This window comes from Paenibacillus sp. FSL H8-0280 (genome assembly GCF_045040665.1).
GTDB classification, from domain to species: domain Bacteria; phylum Bacillota; class Bacilli; order Paenibacillales; family Paenibacillaceae; genus Paenibacillus; species Paenibacillus xylanexedens_A.
On sequence record NZ_CP150296.1, the window covers coordinates 2,922,203 to 2,943,159 of the forward strand.

General features: G+C 44.7%; 20 protein-coding genes. 14 read left to right on the forward strand and 6 right to left on the reverse strand.

The features are described 5' to 3' along the window. The first annotated feature begins 21 nt into the window (after positions 1-21). On the forward strand, positions 22-1,101 hold the full coding sequence (locus MHI12_RS13160; RefSeq protein ID WP_340915085.1) for an AI-2E family transporter: 1,080 nt from the start codon (positions 22-24) through the stop codon (positions 1,099-1,101). A 29-nt stretch (positions 1,102-1,130) separates the two neighbouring features. Beyond that, positions 1,131-1,529 (forward strand): Asp23/Gls24 family envelope stress response protein, encoded by a 399-nt coding sequence (locus tag MHI12_RS13165; protein WP_047842725.1) that lies wholly within the window; start codon positions 1,131-1,133, stop codon positions 1,527-1,529. A gap of 53 nt (positions 1,530-1,582) precedes the next feature. Here MHI12_RS13165 and MHI12_RS13170 read toward each other — a convergent pair whose 3' ends face one another. Further along, on the reverse strand, positions 1,583-2,428 hold the full coding sequence (locus MHI12_RS13170; RefSeq protein ID WP_405172609.1) for an AraC family transcriptional regulator: 846 nt from the start codon (positions 2,426-2,428) through the stop codon (positions 1,583-1,585). Positions 2,429-2,629: 201 nt separating this feature from the next. On the opposite strand from MHI12_RS13170, the gene MHI12_RS13175 reads away from it, so the two are divergent. The 3 genes from MHI12_RS13175 to MHI12_RS13185 all read left to right on the forward strand — a co-directional run bounded on the left by MHI12_RS13175 (position 2,630) and on the right by MHI12_RS13185 (position 6,977). Then, a complete protein-coding gene (locus MHI12_RS13175) occupies positions 2,630-3,634 on the forward strand; it encodes an aldo/keto reductase (protein ID WP_405172610.1) in 1,005 nt (334 codons plus the stop codon). 264 nt (positions 3,635-3,898) lie between these two features. Further along, positions 3,899-5,491 (forward strand): acyl-CoA synthetase MbcS, encoded by a 1,593-nt coding sequence (gene mbcS / locus MHI12_RS13180; protein ID WP_405172611.1) that lies wholly within the window; start codon positions 3,899-3,901, stop codon positions 5,489-5,491. A gap of 241 nt (positions 5,492-5,732) precedes the next feature. After that, positions 5,733-6,977, forward strand: coding sequence for an aminopeptidase (locus tag MHI12_RS13185; RefSeq protein WP_289392273.1), 1,245 nt, complete (start codon positions 5,733-5,735; stop codon positions 6,975-6,977). A gap of 276 nt (positions 6,978-7,253) precedes the next feature. Here MHI12_RS13185 and MHI12_RS13190 read toward each other — a convergent pair whose 3' ends face one another. Further along, positions 7,254-7,712, reverse strand: a complete 459-nt coding sequence (locus tag MHI12_RS13190; RefSeq protein WP_405172612.1) for a GyrI-like domain-containing protein — start codon at positions 7,710-7,712, stop codon at positions 7,254-7,256. 166 nt (positions 7,713-7,878) lie between these two features. Here MHI12_RS13190 and MHI12_RS13195 point away from each other — a divergent pair, with 166 nt between their 5' ends. Beyond that, entirely contained in the window at positions 7,879-9,039 is a 1,161-nt protein-coding gene (locus MHI12_RS13195) for a leucine-rich repeat domain-containing protein (RefSeq protein ID WP_405172613.1), read from the forward strand. Positions 9,040-9,087: 48 nt separating this feature from the next. Here the strand turns inward: MHI12_RS13195 and MHI12_RS13200 are convergent, their stop codons facing one another. Continuing rightward, the gene (locus MHI12_RS13200) at positions 9,088-9,720 is read right to left on the reverse strand and encodes a nitroreductase family protein (protein WP_076214767.1); all 633 of its coding nucleotides are present in this window, start codon (positions 9,718-9,720) and stop codon (positions 9,088-9,090) included. 130 nt (positions 9,721-9,850) lie between these two features. On the opposite strand from MHI12_RS13200, the gene MHI12_RS13205 reads away from it, so the two are divergent. Further along, a complete protein-coding gene (locus MHI12_RS13205) occupies positions 9,851-10,090 on the forward strand; it encodes a hypothetical protein (protein WP_017688780.1) in 240 nt (79 codons plus the stop codon). 138 nt (positions 10,091-10,228) lie between these two features. Here MHI12_RS13205 and MHI12_RS13210 read toward each other — a convergent pair whose 3' ends face one another. After that, on the reverse strand, positions 10,229-11,002 hold the full coding sequence (locus tag MHI12_RS13210) for a D-alanyl-D-alanine carboxypeptidase family protein (protein WP_405172614.1): 774 nt from the start codon (positions 11,000-11,002) through the stop codon (positions 10,229-10,231). Between the two features lie 453 nt (positions 11,003-11,455). Next, a complete protein-coding gene (locus tag MHI12_RS13215) occupies positions 11,456-11,818 on the reverse strand; it encodes an iron-sulfur cluster biosynthesis family protein (protein WP_405172615.1) in 363 nt (120 codons plus the stop codon). Between the two features lie 161 nt (positions 11,819-11,979). On the opposite strand from MHI12_RS13215, the gene MHI12_RS13220 reads away from it, so the two are divergent. From MHI12_RS13220 to MHI12_RS13245, 6 genes are all read left to right on the forward strand, one after another. Further along, complete coding sequence (locus tag MHI12_RS13220; RefSeq protein WP_405172616.1) at positions 11,980-12,564, forward strand: TetR/AcrR family transcriptional regulator; 585 nt, start codon at positions 11,980-11,982, stop codon at positions 12,562-12,564. A gap of 128 nt (positions 12,565-12,692) precedes the next feature. Beyond that, on the forward strand, positions 12,693-13,553 hold the full coding sequence (locus MHI12_RS13225) for an ergot alkaloid biosynthesis protein (protein WP_405172617.1): 861 nt from the start codon (positions 12,693-12,695) through the stop codon (positions 13,551-13,553). 220 nt (positions 13,554-13,773) lie between these two features. Then, positions 13,774-14,748 (forward strand): ABC transporter ATP-binding protein, encoded by a 975-nt coding sequence (locus MHI12_RS13230; RefSeq protein ID WP_405172618.1) that lies wholly within the window; start codon positions 13,774-13,776, stop codon positions 14,746-14,748. Beyond that, complete coding sequence (gene opuFB, locus MHI12_RS13235) at positions 14,741-16,255, forward strand: osmoprotectant update ABC transporter permease/substrate-binding subunit OpuFB (RefSeq protein ID WP_405172619.1); 1,515 nt, start codon at positions 14,741-14,743, stop codon at positions 16,253-16,255. Before MHI12_RS13230 ends, opuFB begins: the two co-directional genes overlap by 8 nt. 50 nt (positions 16,256-16,305) lie before the next feature. After that, a complete protein-coding gene (locus MHI12_RS13240) occupies positions 16,306-17,652 on the forward strand; it encodes a dihydrolipoyl dehydrogenase family protein (protein ID WP_405172988.1) in 1,347 nt (448 codons plus the stop codon). Positions 17,653-17,689: 37 nt separating this feature from the next. Next, positions 17,690-18,310 (forward strand): DUF1349 domain-containing protein, encoded by a 621-nt coding sequence (locus tag MHI12_RS13245; protein WP_256719956.1) that lies wholly within the window; start codon positions 17,690-17,692, stop codon positions 18,308-18,310. 232 nt (positions 18,311-18,542) lie between these two features. On the opposite strand, the gene MHI12_RS13250 is transcribed toward MHI12_RS13245, so the two are convergent. Then, positions 18,543-19,016 (reverse strand): SET domain-containing protein, encoded by a 474-nt coding sequence (locus MHI12_RS13250; RefSeq protein WP_405172620.1) that lies wholly within the window; start codon positions 19,014-19,016, stop codon positions 18,543-18,545. Between the two features lie 197 nt (positions 19,017-19,213). Between MHI12_RS13250 and MHI12_RS13255 the strand changes: the two genes are divergently transcribed. Next, positions 19,214-20,770, forward strand: a complete 1,557-nt coding sequence (locus MHI12_RS13255; protein ID WP_017688769.1) for an ABC-F family ATP-binding cassette domain-containing protein — start codon at positions 19,214-19,216, stop codon at positions 20,768-20,770. Positions 20,771-20,957 lie beyond the last annotated feature (187 nt).

Sequence of the window (20,957 nt, forward strand, 5' to 3'; positions counted from 1 at the left end):
GTCCATGTGGAGGGAAATATTTTGTTCAAAGTAAATACGTTTGTCCGGTTCAGTATTGCACTGGCGCTGATATTGGTTAATATCTATTTATTATCACGTGTGAGCTTCATCTTTCAGCCGCTCGTCACCATGATCACGGTCATTACCGTGCCGATGATGTTGTCGGTGTTCTTTTATTATCTGCTCAGACCGCTTGTGAATTATATGGAGAAAAAGAAAATAAATCGCACGCTAAGTATTTTGCTAATCTATCTGGTTATTGCTATTCTGGGAGTGTTCTTCATCATTGGTTTATGGCCATCGTTACGTGAGCAACTAATCAATCTGGTTGATAACGCACCAAGTCTAATTAATTCATTAAGTGACCAGCTGAGAGAGCTGGAGCAAAATGGTGCCATTCAGGCCTTGTTCCCTGAGGGCTCGACACCGTTCTCCCAGATCACGGAGTATATCAACAAAGGATTTAACTTTGTAACCAACTATGTAAGTGGATTTTTCTCGCTTGTTTCCAGTTTTGCGATCATCTTGTTTACATTACCCATCCTTTTGTTCTATATGCTGTTACAAGGCGAGAAATTTGGTCGTAAACTGGCACATATCGCTCCAAAACGTTTCCAAAATGACAGCCGTGAAGTTGTACTTGAGATTGATCAGGCGCTGAGTGGTTTTATTGTAGGTCGAGTCTTGGTAAATCTGGCGCTGGGTGTACTGATGTATATCGGTTTCCTGATCATTGGACTGCCGTACGCATTACTGCTCACGGTAATCGCGGTCATCATGAACTTTGTTCCATTTATCGGAGCGATTGTGTCGTCCGTGCCTATTGTGATCATGGGTCTCGTGGTATCACCATCGGTTGCCATCTGGTCTCTGATTATTATTCTCGTCGCTCAGCAGATTCAGGACAACCTGGTTGCACCGTACGTATTCGGCAAAAAGCTGGATATTCACCCGTTAACGACGATTATTCTGGTCTTGGGTGCAGGGGACCTGGGTGGAATTATTGCCATCCTGATTATTATCCCAGTTTATATGATCGTTAAAATTCTTCTGGTTCGAATCTATAACATGTTCTTCAAGGACAAATGGCAGAATGCATAGAATTTTAATTATTCGAAGGAGTGGAGCGCATGTCTGAAATTATCGAAAAACAATACAATGAACCTGAATATATCGCACCTCAATCTGTTCAAATGGGTACCATTCACATCTCGAACGATGTGTTATCCAAGATCGTGGGGATGGCCGCTCAATCAACGGCTGGCGTATCCTCCATGTCGGTTGGACTGACTGAAGGGATTGCCAAGAGTATCAGCGGCAAGAGCCTGCAAAAAGGGATTGACGTACATGTCAAAGACGATCAGGCAACCATCCAGCTGCGCATCAACATTCAATATGGCAACAAGATGCACGAGGTCTGCCGTGAACTTCAACATAATGTTCAACAGGCTGTAGAACAATTAGCTGGCGTTATGGTCGATGAAATCAAAGTGCAAGTTGTTGGCATATCCATGCCGGAGACGGTATAAACAATTAAAAAGAATGTAAGGATAAACGATTAACAAAAACAGCACCTTCCCAATTAACAACTTAACTGGGAGGGTGCTGTTTTATGTTTACGGTAGTAGGTGGGCGCTTCGCCCATCACTTTTTTGAACATTTTGGAGAAAAGCAATTGATCGGTGTAGCCCACAGAACGGGCAATATCACCAATGGTTAGACCGGGATCAAGGGTCAGTTCGGCTGCCCTGCGCATCCGATAATGGACCAGATACGATTGGATGCTGCTTCCCATCTGATCCTTGAAGAGAGAGCACAGGTAACTGCGCTGCAAGCCGACATGAGCCGCGATGGATTGCACGGTAATGGCATTGGCGTAGTTCATTTCAATAAAGTCCATCACCTGTGTTACGTACGTTTCCTTCGAATAATCCTGTATGGGTTGAAGATGATCTGAATTGGCCTGATCAATCAAAATGGAGAAGAATTGATATAGCATCCCAGTCATACTGATCTCCCAGCCTTTAAGGGTATGCCGCGAATTAATCATTCGGTGCAGGCAGGATCGCATCTCGTCATCCTCATTGCCCAGCTCAAAAATCGGGTGATGCTCGGACAGACAGGCCTGCTGTAAAAAGGAAGAACTATTGCTGCCTTGAAAAGCAACCCAGCTGTATTCCCATGGATCATCCTGATCTGCTTCGTAATGCACGACGGAATGCGGAACAATCAGAAAACCTTGACCTTTGTGCAGGGTATGCGTTTTGCCACCAACTTCGAAGGTGCCTTTGCCATTCAAAATATAATGAATTTTATAATAGTCTCGCATGGCAGGGCCAAAGTGGTGACCAGGTGTACAGGCTTCCGTGCCATAATGAAGGAGCTGAAGCTCCTGAAAATGATTGTTCTTGAACATATACGTAATCAAGGGTATTCACTCCTGTACGATTTCGTCTCATCTTGCATTTTAACATATTAATTAGTGTGAAAGATGAATAATTTAAGACTAGTTTATATAGATAACAATCATTATTACATATGTTCAAAGTGAAATGCCATATCGTTTATCCAGGAAAATGTCTAAGATGAAAAGGAATTCAACAAACCTTACAGGAAAGTGAGAATAACGATGCCCTATACTGCGAGTGAACAACGATATGATGAGATGAAATATGTACGTTCCGGCAAATCCGGAATCAGACTGCCGCAAATTGCGCTGGGTTTATGGCAGAACTTTGGTGGCAACCGCACATTGGATATTCAGGAAGAAATGATTTTACGTGCCTTTGACCTCGGAATTAATCATTTCGATCTGGCGAATAACTATGGTCCACCTCCAGGATCAGCGGAAGAGAACTTTGGTGTGATTTACAAAAAACATCTGCGTCCTTACCGGGATGAACTGCTCATTTCGTCGAAGGCAGGTTACCATATGTGGAGTGGACCTTACGGCGAATGGGGTTCCCGCAAAAACCTGATTGCCAGTCTGGATCAAAGTCTTGGTCGGATGGGGCTGGACTATGTGGACATTTTCTATCATCACCGTCCAGATCCGGATACACCGTTGGAAGAAACGATGACGGCACTGGATCACATCGTGCGGCAAGGTAAAGCTCTGTATGTGGGCTTGTCCAATTATAATGCAGAACAGACGCAAGAAGCGGTAACCATTCTCCGTCGTCTGGGTACGCCGTGTCTGGTTCATCAGCCAAACTACTCGATGCTGAATCGCTGGATTGAAGACGGTTTGCAAGACGTACTGGATGAGCAGGACGTAGGTTCCATTGCGTTCTGTCCACTCGGCCGCGGTCAGTTGACGAATAAATATGTCGATAAGATCAAGGAAGAACGCGCCAATCCAACAGGCAATTTGAAAAAAGAAGCATACACGGACGAACGGATTGCCAAGTTCGATGCGCTTCAGGCAGTTGCCGAGCGAAGAGGGCAGACGATCTCCCAACTGGCTCTGAACTGGATCTTGCGCGGTAACCGTGTAACCTCAGCACTGATTGGTGCAAGCCGTGTGTCCCAGATTGAAGAAAACGTGGCTGCCCTCCAGGCAGCGGATCTGACAACGGAAGAGTTGAATGAGATCGAAAGTATTTTGGACGGAATGGGTAATTATCCGTGGTAACATACACAGTATAGCTGTGTGAAAATTATAGTTAGGTAAAATTAATTTAATATAAATTAAGAATGAAATGGCGCCTACCTGATTATCAGGAGGGCGCCATTTTGTATATGTCATTTTCTTTATAGGATAAGATCTATTATAATAGTTCATTAATTGACCTATGTTTATTTTTTTGGAATGAGCCTAGTTCATAGCACCTGGTCCTAGGATTTAGGGTATAATATATAGAAGCTATACATTTGAACTACGAAGGAGAGGCTCCATTTGAACTTTGAACAGTGGATTTCGCCTGAAAGCTATAACCTGACATCCGAGATGGAGAATCATCCATCAGACCGGATTGCACTTAGATGGCTCAGCGATCAACGAGAATTGGAAGAGATTACGTATGGTGATTTATTCAAGCAGGCGAATCGTCTTGCTGGAGGTTTGCGTGAACTTGGACTGGAGAAGGGTGACCGGGTGTTGGTCATGGTACCACGCCGGATAATTGCCTATGTCATTTACATTGCTTGTCTGAAATTGGGGATTGCCGTTATTCCTTCCTCCGAGATGTTACGGGCAAAAGATCTGGAATATCGTCTGCGTCACTCTGAGGCGCGGGCTGTTATTGTATGGTCCGAGACGACCTCGGAAGTGGAAAAGATGGACGCGGATCTGCCATCACTGGCACATCGAATTGTGGCATCACCTAATGGCGAAGTTGGCGTACCTGCTGAAGGCTGGGTTAATGTGCATGAGTTAATGCAGAATCAACCCGATGAGATGGCTGCGGTGGAAACACACCGTGATGATACAGCTATTCTTGCTTATACTTCGGGCACAACTGGTAATCCCAAAGGAGTTGTACATAGCCACGGTTGGGGATATGCTCACCTGCGAATCGCTTCTTCATTATGGCTGGATATTCAACCTTCAGATACCGTGTGGGCAACGGCTGCACCTGGCTGGCAAAAATGGATCTGGAGCCCGTTCCTGTCGGTACTCGGAAGAGGCGCGACTGGCCTGGTCTACAATGGATCATTCCAGCCCAAGCGTTATCTGGAACTGATGCAGGAACATCAGATTAATGTCCTTTGCTGTACACCAACGGAATATCGGTTGATGGCCAAAGCCGATGATCTTGGACATTATGACCTGTCCCATCTGCGCAGTGCTGTTTCAGCGGGCGAACCGCTCAATCAGGAAGTCATTGAAATCTTCCAGCGTCACTTCGACCTGACTATTCGAGACGGATATGGACAGACCGAGAGCACGTTGTTAATCGGCAGTCTCAAGGATGCGCCTGTACGCATTGGCTCCATGGGTCAGTCGATTACACCTGGATTGATTGAAATTATTGATGAAGAGGGACAACCTGTTCCTGCGGGTGAAGTAGGAGATATCGCGGTACACAAAGAGATGCCAGCTTTGTTCAAGTCCTATTATCAGGATGAGGGACGGAAGGAAGCCAGTCAGCGTGGCGATTATTTTGTAACAGGGGACCGTGCACGTAAAGACGAAGAAGGTTACTTCTGGTTTGAAGGCCGCAGTGATGATATCATCATCAGTTCGGGTTACACGATTGGACCATTCGAGGTGGAAGAAGCACTCATGAAACACGCCAGCGTGAAGGAATGTGCGGTGGTTGCAAGTCCGGATGAGATCCGCGGTAATGTGGTGAAAGCATTTGTCGTACTGCGAGATGATTCGCTGGCTTCACCAGAACTGATGCGTGAATTGCAGCACCACGTCAAGGAAATCACAGCACCTTATAAATATCCACGTAAGATCGAATTTGTTACGGATCTGCCGAAGACCAACTCTGGTAAAATCCGCAGGATTGAGTTACGCGAACAAGAAAAACGAAATGTATAGATCATTTTGTATAGATGAAATTTTGCAAATTGATCATGCGTAGTGAAAGAGAAGGAATCGATTCTGAAGAAGCGATAGCGTTCTTATTTGTCTCCTAATTTTAACCTTTGAAAAATACGATGAAGAAAATTAGGGGACAACGACGATCTAAAGAACGATCCTTCGCTGTAACGGCCACTCAACAGAGTCCAAGTCATTTGCAATCCATGTCATAATATATGAAACAGGAGTGAATACAACCATGAGTCAATTTGAACAAACCTTTGAAAAGTCATTGGAACAATACGCAGAACTGGTTGTCAAAGTCGGCGTGAATATTCAAAAAGGACAGGATCTGCTCGTCACTGCACCCATCGAAACGCTTGAATTCACACGTCTGATTGTGCAAAAAGCCTATGCGGCTGGTGCCAATTATGTACAAGTGGACTTTGATGACGACAACATTACCCGCAGTCGTTTTGAACATGGCTCCAATGACAGCTTTGACTACTATCCAGCCTGGAAAGCGGATATGATGGAAAAGTTTGCAGAAGCAGGCGGCGCTACCCTGACGATCAAAGTTCCAGATCCTGAACTGTATAACGGAATTGACTCCGATAGTGTTTCCCGTGCTACTAAGGCAGCTGCACATGCACGTCGGGGATATGCTAAGTATACACGTAATCATGAAATTAGCTGGTGTCTGATCAAAGCACCGACCAAGGCTTGGGCGAACAAAGTGTTTGCCGACATCCCGGAAGAAGACCGAATCGACGTGATGTGGGAAACCATCTTCAAAATGAACCGTGTCGATGGCGGAGACGCTGTACAAAATTGGAGAGAACATCTGGATACCCTGAATACCATGAGTGATCTCCTGAACAAAAAGAACTATAAGAGTCTGCATTACCGTGCGCCAGGTACAGACCTGAAAATTGAATTGGTCCACAACCACATCTGGGGTGGCGGTGGTAGCGAAAATAAACAAGGTGTATACACGGTCGCCAATATGCCGACTGAAGAAGTATTCACCATGCCTAAGCGCAGCGGAGTGAATGGATATGTTAGCAGCACCATGCCTTTGAACCTGAACGGGCAACTGGTAGACCAGATGAGAATCACATTCAAGGATGGACAGGTTGTAGCGTTTACGGCAGCATCCGGTGAAGAGCATTTGAAGAACCTGTTTGCCACCGATGAAGGAGCACGTTATCTGGGTGAGGTCGCACTCGTACCACATGACTCTCCGATCTCCAACCTGAATCGCATTTTCTACAATACGGGTATTGATGAAAATGCATCCTGCCATTTGGCTGTGGGCAGTGCATATCCATTCAACATGAAAGATGGCACAACGATGTCGAACGAAGAGTTGCTGAAGCATGAGTGCAATGTGAGCTTGACTCACGTTGATTTCATGATCGGTTCCGCTGAGTTGGATATCGATGGTGAGTTACAAGACGGTACAATCGAGCCGGTATTCCGTAAAGGCAACTGGGCATTTTAATTTCTAATCTAGTTATATAAGTTGAACTAAAGATTGTTTACACTGACACTACGATGACAGAATAACCTTCCAATCGCTGTTATCCCCAGATTTTTTTGATTCCATTTTCCGAAGGGGGAAATCCGGGGATAAAGGCGAACGCTTCGCTTTTTCAGGTTTTTTCTGTCCTCTCCGTTATCGTGTAAATGATTAGTTCAAGTTAAATAGTTGCAGTAATATTACTGAACGAGAAAGTGACTTCAATTTGAAGTCACTTTTTTTTCCTCGTAAAGTAGATTACACAGGTCTTACAGGCACACATATTTCGCAATAATGCTGATTGAGCAGTTCCCAACGATATCGTTCTATAACCGGCTTGTTGTCCATCTGATAACCACTTGTTTGTAAATGAGGGATGATCACATTCCATGCTCGCTGAATAGCTTCTGCCGTGTGCTTCACTTTACAGATGAGATAATCTCCGCCTGATAGCTCGCCAAACTCAATAGAATCATCTTCAAGACGTTCAGATTCAGTGATAAAAATACAGGCATCATATCTACATTTTTCGGGAGGTGTGCTCGCTGGGTCATCCTGAGGAATACCGAATAAAATTGCTGCTTTATTAAGCAGTTGGTTTTTGTCTGCCCATTGTTTCAGCGTATTCATCGCTTGAGCATTGGCTGGACCGTAAGGACCGACTTGTCGAACATAGGCGATACGATATGACGGGAGGTTTTCGATATACATTTCCATGAAAATCTTCCTCTCTGTACGATTTCTCTTACATGTTGGATGCTAACATGGTATAAAAAAATTTGCTTAGGTAATTGTTGAATCCCGGCGACGAAACTCATAGAATAGTGATAATATGTTGGAAGACTGTTCCAATAGAGCAAAACGAGAGGGGGAGGCGTTAGACATGGATATTACTTATGCCTTCACGGATGAACATTTCAGGCAAGTTGTGTTGGATCGTTTTTGTGATCAGCGGGATTTCATTCAGGAGAGTGACGTTTGTGAGGTTGAGATATTAGAACTCTCAAATCACAATATTAGCAATCTTGATGGAATCGAGTATTTCAGGGGTCTTCAAGAGCTGGATTGTGCCTATAATCAATTGACCGGTTTGGATCTAGCTCAGAATCACAAGCTGAGGATATTACGTTGCAGAGAGAATCAGCTTCTTACACTGGACCTCAGTTCCAATTTGGAATTGCAAGTGCTGGATTGCAGTTTTAATCGACTTCGCAAATTGGATCTTTCTCATAATCCCAGGCTTGTAATGGTGGAGTGTCATTGGAATATGTTATCGGAGCTGGCTTCGGAGCCCCTTGAGCAGTTGGAGGAACTTAGTTGCAGTTATAACGCTCTTTTCTCACTTGAACTTGAACACAATAAGCAACTGCGACGACTTGATTGCGCCAACAATTACATGTTGGAACTTGATGTAACCGGTTGTCCAAACTTGATTGAACTTCGTTGTAACCACAACAATATTAAACAGTTGGATCTTCGTTCGAATTTGGTTTTGGAGAGTGTCCGGTGTTTTAACAACCATATTAGCAAGCTGGATATTCGCCATAACGTACAACTGAAAGAGTTGTACTGTTCCGAGAACAAATTAACCGAGTTGGATTATAGCGCTAATCTCAAACTGGAGAGACTGCAATATGCAGACAATTTGATTTTTGAATCCAATCATGAAGTTCAGGGGATGGGTGTGTTTCAGTATGACGTCTCGATGTCCAACTATCAGATGCGCTTGCTGGTTCAGGGTAATGAGCTTGTAGTCACTGCACAGGTTTCAACCAAGACAGAGATGGAAACATTGTCCCCATATATGGAAGAGACGTGGAAACGGTGGGACATGCTTGGTGAACAGGCGCTCAGAACCATTGCCGAGGCTCATCTGGATGAAAATATCAATACATTGATTTTGGCTGATGCAGAATTTCAGGGAGATCAATATTTCCGATTGGGTTATGATGCGGGGGATACACCTGCTGGTCGACTGTACATATATGCGGAGTTTGACGATGAATTTCACATGTTGGATACGTTGATCTATGAAACGTATTAAAGCCACGAGATCGTGGCTTTTTTGCTTTGTCTTTTAACTACTTATATGTTATTCAGCGTGCATTTTGTTGAAGCTAACATATTCGTTAATCGGTTTACGGTAACCGCGTGGGCGCTGTTTAGCTTCCGACTTTTTGCCGATGGTGATCAGCATAACCGGTACGTAATGGTTAGGGATTTCCAAACTCCGTTGCAGTTCTTCCGAGTCAAAACCAATCATTGGACAAGTGTCCCAACCGCGATCCTGAGCAATCAGCATCAATTGCATGGCAGACAGGCTTGCATTGCGAATCGCATCCTCACGTTGGAAGAATCTGCCCCGAGATTCGTAAAATTCAGTGACACTTTGGGATTCCTGCTCGTATTGGAACGGAGTAAGAGCGCCCAGGTTCAGCAGGCCTTCGTTAATAGTGCGGATATGATGATGCGCGTTGACGTCGCCCAATACCACGATGACCGCAGAAGCTGTTTTTACCTTATATTGCTGGGAAGCCTCATAGACTTTCTCTTTCTGTTCCTCGTCTTTAATCACAAGATAGTGCGTGTGTTGCAGGTTAAAGGCAGATGGTGCGAATTTGTTCAGGGCAAACATCTCTTGTAGTTCCGAATCCGAAATTTCAATTCCTTCTTCAAAAATAACGGCCGATCTACGGTTTTTGACCAGATTCTCTAACTCACTCATGATGGTTTCCCTCGCTTATGTATGATTTATAAACTGACTATAACACACTTAGTTACTTTATGTAAGTATTATTTTAGAATAAGACAAGGATTGTCTGCCATACGCTAAAATAAAACACTAGAGGTGATTCATGAAAGCATTAATCGCAAGGTATATGGGAGGACATGACCCTCATGAATTTCGGGTATATGTGATCCAATCTTCGACGTTAAAACGTTTTGTAGTAGTGGAGATTATTCTAGGCCCTATCGTGTACAATGTCGCACTTTATTTGTGCCATAATGCAATACTTGCTGGCGTAGGCTCTTGGGCTGGAACAGAAGGTCTGAAGAGACTGCCACTGGTCTTTAGAAAAATCGTTGGAACATGATGAGGGGTGTAAATGAAAGATTGAAGCAGAAGAGGGCCAGTTGCGGCCCCATCTTCTCCTTCAGTCATGTTATCTATAGTCACGCTTCTTTTATCTAATCAGATAACTATAACTGTCTAAGCTTTGGGTTAACCTGCCTTATTTGGCAAGTTCCAAATACTGCTCCAGCGTAAGTTTCTGGTTGGTAATCTCACCAGCAATATATACCCCTACATAACGTACATGCCATGGCTCATAGGAGTAACCAGTCAATTTCTCCTGATCTTTGCCATAACGGATGATGAAGCCGTATTTGTGGGCATTGGCTTTCAGCCATTTGCCTTCTTTGGTGTTGCCAAAGCTTTGCTGAAGATCGTAACCAGCCGAAGCGCTGGAGATATCCATAGCTAGGCCGGTCTGATGTTCGCTTTGTCCTGGCCGAGCACTTGTTTTATTGGCAACAGCTTCACCTTTGATGCTGGCATTACGGTCAAAGATCGATTTCTGGGTCGCATAAGAGCGATAGCCAGACACCGCTTTGATATCGATGCCGTCTTTTTTGGCAGCCGCAAATAATTTTTCAATCGCGGTTGCAGCCACTTTACGCATTTGTTTCTTCGGACTGGAACCTGAGAAGCTAAAAGGAATATTAGGTACAACCAAATCTTGAGGTGCATAAGTTGAAGGCAGATTTCTCTTTTTATTGACAAGCACAACTGTACTGGACACATTGGTCACAGTTGCCACATTTTTAATCGTTTTGATCGTACGACCAGGTGCATTATCATGCAGAAATTGAGTGAAGCTAGAGCTTGCAGCAGACGCGACGGAATTCAGGCTTGAAGTGACGGGAAACGTAGTAAATGCAGAACCTGCTACAACAGAGCCTACGAGAATTGTAGATATGATGGATTTACGAGTAAAAGATTTCATGATGTGTGTTCCTCCTCGGAATATATGAATCTATATACCGAGTATACTAGAGGATTATATCCATAGGTTCTCCAATTGTTTCCGAGTTGTAAACAAAGTTTGCTATATACGTTGAACCAAAGATATTTACACTGGACACTACGATGACAGAACAACCTTCCGATCGCTGTTATCCCCAGATTTTACGAATTCCCCTTATAGGGGAAAATCCGGGGATAGCGTATGCTTACGAAGCAGCTTTCTTTCAGAAAGCTTTTAGGCGAACACTTCGCTTCTTCTAGTTGTTTCTGTCCTCTCCGTTTCGTGTAAATGTTAAGTTCAATTTATATAAAATCTTCTTTTTGCAACTCTCGTAGAGGCAGTATACATAAAAAAAGCCGTTGCATTAGATGCAACGGCTTTTGATGTGAAGAGAGATAATGCTAGATTACTTCAAGTATGCTAGAGACTGTATTACAACATGCAGGCGTCGGATGCATCGGAGCTTCCCGCAGTTACTGCACGGGTGTCACGAACGCGAACGTTGGCGCTGAGCACACCAGAATCACTGCTTAATTTGAAAGAAGGATAATTTTCTTCCGTATCCAGCTTCATGTGTTGTTCCAGGTTCAGCTGCTGCTTCGGATCAACATAGAACGGAACCAGATTGGTTTCAATCTGCGCGTCGAGAGCCGCAAGTTCATCAACAATGATAATAGCGATAACTCCGTTACATCCGCAACCTTCCAAGTCATAGATCACTTTGAAATATCCGGGTTGGTCATTCAGGCTTTCCGTCAATCGTTTTGCAGCCAAATCTGTAATTTGAATATACATATAGGTTCACTCCTTTATATGTGGTTGTAAGTTGTAAAAGGATTCATTCAGCTTCTATTCCCATTATACCACTTTGGCAAAAATCAAAGCATTTATTTTCTTGACTGATCAGTCTGGAAAAGGTATTCTTTATTTAATCAATAGGGAGGTGGGGTCTGAAATTGGGAAGAGCCAAGGAATTTGACACGGAGACCGTTCTAAGAAAAGCAACGTCTGTATTTGGAGCGTACGGTTATGAAGGTACATCTTTGAGCTTACTGTTGAGTGAACTTGGCATTGCGCGGCAAAGCTTGTATGACACCTACGGAACTAAACATGATTTATTTGTCTCTGCTCTTAAATTCTATATTCAGCAGAAGACAGAGGCGGGGATCAGACTATTAAACGAAAGCACAAGTGTGAGGCAAGGCGTGACCGAGTTGTTCAACGAAGTGGTTAACGTGTTGACAGACAACGAACGTCGTAATGAATGTTTCATCATTAATAGCGCGGTTGAACAGGCACCACAAAATCACGAAATCGCCGCCTTTATTCAAACCACTAACCAACAAATGGAAGATGTTTTTCATACTGCGCTGTTACGAGGCAAGAGGAGTGGCGAATTGAGGCACGCTGAGGAAGAATTGCCCGGGCTTGCCCGTTTTCTGAATTATTCCCGACTCTCATTGACCTTTACGGCGAAAAGCGGTGCAAGTGCAGAAGCGCTGCGAGATTTTGTACAGATGACCCTAAGGGCTTTGGATTAACGATTTACATGATTTGAGCAAGAATTCTTAATGGTTTTGGAAATGAACGCTTATGGCGTTTATTTTTTGACCATTATAGACCGATTGGTCTGGAAAAACACCAAACAAAACTGAAGGAGGAAGCAAGCATGATCAATGATAAACCGTTGACACTTATTACCGGAGCTAATGGAAAGACAGGAAGACGTATTGCGGAGATGCTTCAAGAGCAACAATATCCAGTACGTTTGGCAGGAAGAACTAAACCATCTCATTCTGGTTCTGCCGATAATTATGTCTATTTTAATTGGTATGATTCCGAGACATATGCGCCGGCGCTGAAAAATGTGAATCAGGTGTACCTTGTTGTGCCAGCAATGGATATGAGCCCAGAAAACGCCATGATTCCATTCATCAAGGAGGCATTGTGGAACGGCGTTAAGCGATTCGTTTTACTTGGCAGTGCTTCAATTGATGAAGAGGGTCCTATTTTCGGCAAAGTACATCAGTATTTAAAAGCCCATGCTCCTGAGTGGGCTGTATTGCAGCCTTCCTATTTTATGGAGAACTTTACGGAGGGACCGCATCGGGAGACAACGAAGCAACTCGGGAAAATTTACAGTGCTACGGGTAACGGAAAAATTGGATTTGTTAGTGCAGATGATATCGCGGCGGTGGCCTTCCATGCTCTAACAGATGTTGTTCCTCATAATACGGAGCATATCATTACAGGGCCGGAGACGTTGTCCTATGGACAGGTTGCAGACGTCTTGAGCCGTGTACTGGGTCAGTCCATCCAGCATGAATCTTTGTCCGATGATGAATTGAGGAACAGCATGATTCGCGCAGGAATGTCAGAAGAATACGCTGCTGCCCTCGCAGGACTGGATGTGCCTATCCGGGAGGAGGGGAGAGAAGATCAGACGACGGATACGGTGAAAAAATTAACGGGGAATAACCCGATTTCATTCGAGCAATTTATTCAAAATCATATGGAAGTATGGAAATAATGGAAGAAACATTTTCATATTATGAGAAGACGGTGCCTAGTGCCCGTCTTTTTGCATGTCTACCAACATGTTGGCATCGTTGATTCAGCTATGGATCTCTCCCTAACCAGGGACACTACGGAAAGCAGTGATTATACGAACACACTTTTGGGGAAATAGATGAAGATGAATGTTAGGGCGTGTCTGAGACACGCCCTAGATAAAGGGGCGAAGAGAGCGAATGATTCAGTTCGAAAATGTATCGAAACAATATCCTGATGGAACAACGGCTTTGCGTCAGGTTAACCTCAACATTAACAAGGGAGAACTGTTTGTCATGATTGGTCCGAGTGGATGTGGCAAAACCACCATGCTCAAAATGATCAATCGCCTGATTGAACGAACAGATGGAACAGTGCGCATTAATGAACGCCCAATCGATGAATACAACATTCACGAATTGCGCTGGAATATAGGATATGTGCTGCAACAGATTGCACTATTCCCGCATATGACAATTGCCGAAAATATTGCAGTTGTTCCTGAACTCCGAAAATGGAAGTCAGATCAAATTAAGGAGCGTGTACATACGTTACTGGACATGGTGGGTTTGCACGGAGATACGTACAGTGAGCGTAAACCGTCCGAGTTATCCGGAGGACAACAGCAGAGAATTGGTGTGTTGCGTGCACTCGCTGCCGATCCCGAGATAGTTTTGATGGATGAACCGTTCAGTGCACTCGATCCAATGAGTCGGGAGAAATTGCAGGACGATATTTTGGATATCCAGCGTCAGATGAAAAAAACAATTGTGTTTGTCACCCATGATATTCAGGAAGCGATGAAGCTCGGGGATCGCATCTGCATTATGAAGGATGGACAGGTTTTGCAGGTAGGCACCCCGGAAGAACTGGTCCGACAGCCAGCTAATGATTTCGTACGTGAATTTGTTGGAAGTTCTAACACCGTTACGAGTTCACAATCTGATTTTGATCTCGAATCCATCATGTCACCACTCTCACCGGGTCATGTGCCAAAATCAGCCAAAACTGCCGTTCCTGTATCCATTACGTTAACGGAATTAGTTGATATAATGGCTTCCCATGATCATCTGCTGGTTGAACGTAACCGCCAGATTATTGGCGAGATCAGTCGAGTTGATCTGATGAAATACTGGTCTGGTCAGTTACAGGAACGAGGTGAAGGACATGAGTAGATTCACGGAGGTGTTCAGTGAGCGCAAAGGTCAGTTGTTGTCTGCTCTCCTGGAACATATTCAGATCTCATTTATCGCATTGTTCTTTGCTGTCCTCATCGCTATTCCGCTAGGTATATACCTGACACGCAAACCAAGAGTGGCTGAACCCATTATCGGGGTTACGGCTGTGTTGCAGACGATACCTTCCTTGGCGCTTCTCGGATTGCTCATCCCGTTATTCGGCATAGGGACACTTCCTGCAATTATTGCATTGGTGGTGTATGCGTTGCTTCCTGTACTCCGCAACACGTACACGGGCATATCCGAAGTTGACCCTTCCATGGTCGAAGCGGCGAATGCGATGGGCATGAATAGTCGTCAACGGCTTATCAAAGTGGAACTGCCACTGGCGATGCCTGTCATTATGGCCGGAATTCGGACCGCGATGGTGCTTATTGTAGGAACGGCGACACTTGCTGCCTTGATCGGCGCAGGAGGTTTGGGTGCATTAATCTTGCTGGGCATTGATCGGAACGATACGGAACTGATCATTCTTGGAGCCATTCCGGCTGCCTTGCTGGCTATTTTGTTTGATGTACTATTGCGTCAATTCCAGCGGTTATCCTTCAAGAAAACATTGGTTACCTTGGGTTCGCTGGCTCTGATCGCGATACTTGTGATCACCATTCCCTTCTTGGCACGTGGAGGGCAGAAGGATCTCGTGATTTCCGGGAAATTGGGGGCGGAACCCGAAATTCTCATTAATATGTACAAATTGTTAATCGAAAAAGATACAGACCTGACCGTTGAACTAAAACCCGGATTAGGCAAAACACCATTCCTTTTTAATGCACTCAACTCAGGTGATATTGACATCTATCCCGAATTCACAGGGACAGCCATCTCCGAATTCATGAAAGAAACGGCAGTGAGCACAGATCGGACAGAGGTCTACGAACAAGCTAGAGACGGAATGCTGAGCCAGTTCAACATGGTGCTGCTGAACCCTATGGATTACAACAATACGTATACGTTGGCCGTTCCAAAGAGCATCGCAGATCAATACAATCTCAAGACCATTTCGGATCTCAAACCGGTGGAACAGCAGATAAAGGCAGGATTCACGCTGGAATTCTCGGATCGGGAAGACGGATACCTTGGCATACAGAAAAAGTATGGGATTGAATTCCCGAACGTTGCAACAATGGAACCCAAGCTTCGCTATGGTGCTCTTCAGCGCGGAGATATCAACCTCGTAGATGCCTACTCCACAGATAGTGAGTTGAGACAATATGAACTCGTTGTGCTGGAGGATGATCAGGAGTTATTCCCACCGTATCAAGGCGCGCCGATGCTTCGTCAAGAAACGGCAGATCAATATCCACAACTGGTTGAGGTGCTGAATCAGCTTGCTGGCAAAATTACGGATGACGAGATGCGTCAGATGAACTATGACGTGAACGTAGAGGGAGCGAATCCTGAACAGGTTGCAGCAGAGTACCTTAAACAGGCTGGATTGTTGTAACTTCAGGCATCCCTGCAATAGATGTACCAAAAGGATGAGGAGGAACCATGATGACACAAAAAACGTATGACTTGATTGCGATTGGAACAGGAAGCGCGGCAAGCTCTGTTATCACCCGTTGCGCTGAAGCAGGCTGGAAAATCGCTGTAATTGATGAACGTGAGTTCGGCGGAACGTGTGCACTGCGTGGCTGTGATCCCAAGAAAGTGCTGGCTGGCGCGGCTGAGCTGATTGACTGGAATGAGCGTATGCAAGGGAAAGGAATTCAGGGACAGGCGACCATCAACTGGTCTGAACTTATGGCCTTTAAACGTACCTTTACCGAGAGCATACCTAGAGCAAGCGAGGATAAATTCAAACAGGCAGGAATGGACACATTCCATGGTAAAGCTTCATTTGTCGATGAAGACCATATTCAAGTTGGAGAAGAAGTGCTCCATGGCAAACACATCCTGATTGCTACTGGTGCAAGACCTGCGCCACTTGAGATTGAGGGCTCAGAGCATCTTATATATAGTGATGACTTTCTGGATCTGGAACAGCTGCCGGATCGATTAGTTCTGGTAGGCGGTGGATACATTGCATTTGAGTTTGCGCATATTGCGGCCAGAGCCGGGACGGAAGTTCATATCCTGCATCGGAGTGAGCAACCTCTGAAGTCGTTTGATGCGGAGCTGGTAGAATCTTTGTTGCAAAAATCGAAAGAGATCGGCATTCATGTTCACTTGAACGCGGAGGTGAAGTCCATACGGCAAGAGGGGAACGCCTATGTTGTTCATGGCACACGCAATGGTGCAGATCACCAGTGGCAGTGCGGACTTGTCGTTCATGGAGCCGGGCGTGTTCCTAATGTGGATGGGCTGGAATTGGAGAAAGCCAACGTTAGCTACAGCAAAAAGGGGATCACGGTGAACGAGTACTTGCAAAGTGAAAGTAATCCGAGAGTGTATGCTGCTGGCGATGTAACGGATACAAAAGGGTTGCCTTTAACCCCGTTAGCAGGTCAGGAATCTCGGGCTGTATCGTTCAATTTGTTGGAGGGAAATCAACACAAACCTAATTATAAAGTGATGCCTTCCATTGTGTTTACTGTCCCTGCCCTTGGAGCTGTAGGTATGAGCACAGAAAAATCCAAGAAAGAGGGGTACGAGGTGCAGGTAAATGATATGTCGAAATGGTATACTTACAAGCGAACTCATGAAAAATTTGCCATGGCCAAAGTGGTGATCGATAAATCAACCGGACGTATTCTGGGTGCGCATGTGCTCGGGAGCAAAACAGAAGAATTGATCAACCTTTTTGCAATGGCGATTCAGTTCAATCTGACTATCGATCAGTTAAACACCATGAATTTTGCATATCCTACTGCTGCATCGGACCTGGGTTCTTTAATTTAGAAGTGATGATGAACTCCCCTTTGGGACGGAAGGAAGGATGAAAACAACGATGTCATCGGATTTTATTGGGCTTCATGAAGGCAAGTGGACGAAGGAACCCGTTGCTGCACGGATGGATGGGGATCGTTTCGTTGTGGAAGCTCGGGAAGGCAGTGACTTCTGGGAGAACACATTCTACGGGTTCTGTCATCGGGATGGACATGCCATGCTTGCTCCATGGGACGGAACGGAAGCGATTGAGGTATCGTTTGATCTAAGCTCATTCACCGAATTATATGATCAGGCGGGACTAATGTTATGGTATGGAGAAGACCAATGGATCAAGGCCGGAGTTGAGGTCAATGATGGCGTGGCACATGTTGGAGCCGTCGTGACGGATACGTATTCGGATTGGTCACTCTCTCCTGTGCCAGAGTGGGGTGGACGAATCGTAACAATCAGAGCCTCCTACAGTAATGAGGCTGTTGTCATTCGTGCTCGCACAGATGAGCATCCTTGGCGTACGATTCGGGTTGCACGGTTTGCCTATCCAACGAACAAACACGCAGGTCCATTTCTGTGTTCACCAAAGCGTGCAGGATTCGAGGTAGCCTTTACCAAGTGGATATCCACGACACCCGATCAAGACTTGCATACAGATCCGCCGATGACGGATTAAAACAAGTTAAGATGCACGATAAACAATGAAACATGAACAGGTGTATCTGGCTTAGAAAGCAAGACAACACAAATAAGCAAGTCTTCCATTAACGGAGGACTTGCTTATTTTTTTGTGTTTAAACTTTGGACTGTGAAGAGTCTCCAGTTACTCATTTCATCATTCACCGGGGTCAGTGAGTTCTTTTCGTACATACAATAGAGTGCTTGCGAACTTTACTTGAGTTTAACGTTTATTTACTCGTCTCCGTATCCAGGGACTGGGTTTCGGTCTCTTTTTCATCCTCACCATCATTGGACTTATTGAACTCAAGCATACGCTCCTCGTAATCGTCCAGGAACCATAACGGGTCCATACTGTCTTCCTCACCGTTGTAATTGATTACGATTTCGTCGCCAGCCTTGATGTCTGTATAAGCGTAGAAGTCAAAGGTGTGGTTATCAAAATTGATATCGTAAGTAGCGTTAGGTTCATAGGAGTGGTTGATCAGACTGCCGTAACCGAGCAGAATGGCGGTATGATTCGCCCCATATTCGAACACGTAATCTTCCAAAATCGTTTTTTCGACATGCTCATGATCTTCATTTGGGTAAGGCACAACGGGTGCCTGATGGATAAGGGTTCCTTTGGCAATATCAACGGTAGCAAATACCCCGCGGTTAAACTCACTACCATCACCCAACTTGGATTGTTTCACTTCAATCATATTGTTCACCTGATGCTCTTCGAAGAGCTCCGTTCTATATAGTAGTAATTCGTTAAGGCAAAATTTTAACTCATACTTTCATATAAGGCAAATTTCAGACAAAAAGGTGTAATATTTTTTAATATGGCGTTGAGTTGTGCAGGATATAACGCTTATAATATACAAAGAATTAAGTCTATATAGAAAAGGTGTCATGAATGAGCATATTAAATGTAGAAAAATTAAGTCACGGTTTTGGTGACCGTGCTATCTTTAACGACGTTTCATTCCGCCTGTTGAAGGGCGAACATATTGGTCTGATCGGGGCCAATGGTGAAGGTAAGTCCACCTTCATGAACATTATTACAGGAAAACTTCAGCCCGATGAAGGCAAGGTGGAGTGGTCCAAACGGATGCGTGTTGGTTATCTGGACCAGCATGCTGTATTGAATAAAGGCCAATCGATCCGTGACGTACTTCGCGGCGCGTTCCAGTATTTGTTTGACATGGAACAGGAAATGAATGATATGTATGGCAAAATGGGCGATGTTACCCCGGAGGAACTTGAACAACTGCTTGAAGACGTGGGTACGATTCAGGATACGCTGACAAACCAAGATTTTTACATGATCGATGCCAAAGTGGATGAAACCGCACGTGGTCTGGGTCTGACGGATATCGGTCTGGATAAAGACGTCAATGACCTAAGTGGTGGACAGCGTACCAAAGTACTGCTTGCCAAGCTGCTGCTGGAAAAACCCGATATTTTGCTCCTGGATGAGCCTACGAACTATCTGGATGAATTGCATATCGAATGGCTGAAACGTTATTTGCAGGAATATGAGAATGCTTTTATTCTGATCTCTCACGATATTCCGTTCCTGAACAGTGTTATCAACTTGATCTATCACATGGAGAACCAGAATCTAACTCGTTATGTGGGCGATTATGATCACTTCCAGGAAGTGCATGAGATGAGAAAACAGCAGCTGGAGTCGGCTTACAAACGCCAACAACAAGAGATTGCTGACCTCAAGGATTTTGTAGCGCGGAACAAAGCAAGTGTAGCTACACGTAATATGGCGATGTCCAGACAGAAGAAACTCGACAAGATGGATGTCATCGAGATCGCCAAGGAGAAACCGAAACCACAGTTCAACTTCCGTGATGCAAGAACATCCGGCAAGCTCATTTTCGAAACCAAAGGTCTTGTAATTGGATACAACGAACCGTTGTCCAGACCACTGGATCTGCGTATGGAGCGTGGGCAGAAGATTGCCCTTGTTGGTGCGAACGGAATCGGTAAAACAACCCTGATGCGCAGTATTTTGGGTGAAATTCAAGCTCTGGAAGGAACCGTTCAACGTGGTGAACATCTGGAGATTGGTTACTTCCAGCAAGAGATGAAGGATGCCAACTACAATACGTGTATTGAAGAGATCTGGCAGGAGTTCCCTTCCTATACCCAATTCGAGGTACGTGCTGCACTTGCAAAATGTGGTTTGACTACAAAACACATTGAGAGCAAAGTAGCTGTACTAAGTGGTGGCGAGAAAGCTAAAGTGCGTCTCTGTAAGCTAATCAATAATGAAACCAACCTGCTTGTGCTTGATGAGCCGACGAACCATCTGGACGTTGATGCCAAGGAAGAGTTGAAACGTGCGCTCAAGGCTTACAAAGGCAGTATTCTTCTGATTTCCCACGAACCGGAATTCTATCGTGATGTGGTTACGGAGACGTGGAACTGTGAGTCGTGGACCACGAAAGTATTCTAAGGTAATGTAATACGTGCGAGCTTGCGAACAAGCTCGAAGCGTGAGAAAAGGCGCGAATTTTGCTTGCAAAACAGGCAGAACTCGCGCCTTTTTTGCGTGGTTTTAACGAAAAATGTTTGAGTTGAATTCACAGTTGACAGCTTGAATATGGCAATAATATAATTCAGGAAAGCGATTACATTTATAT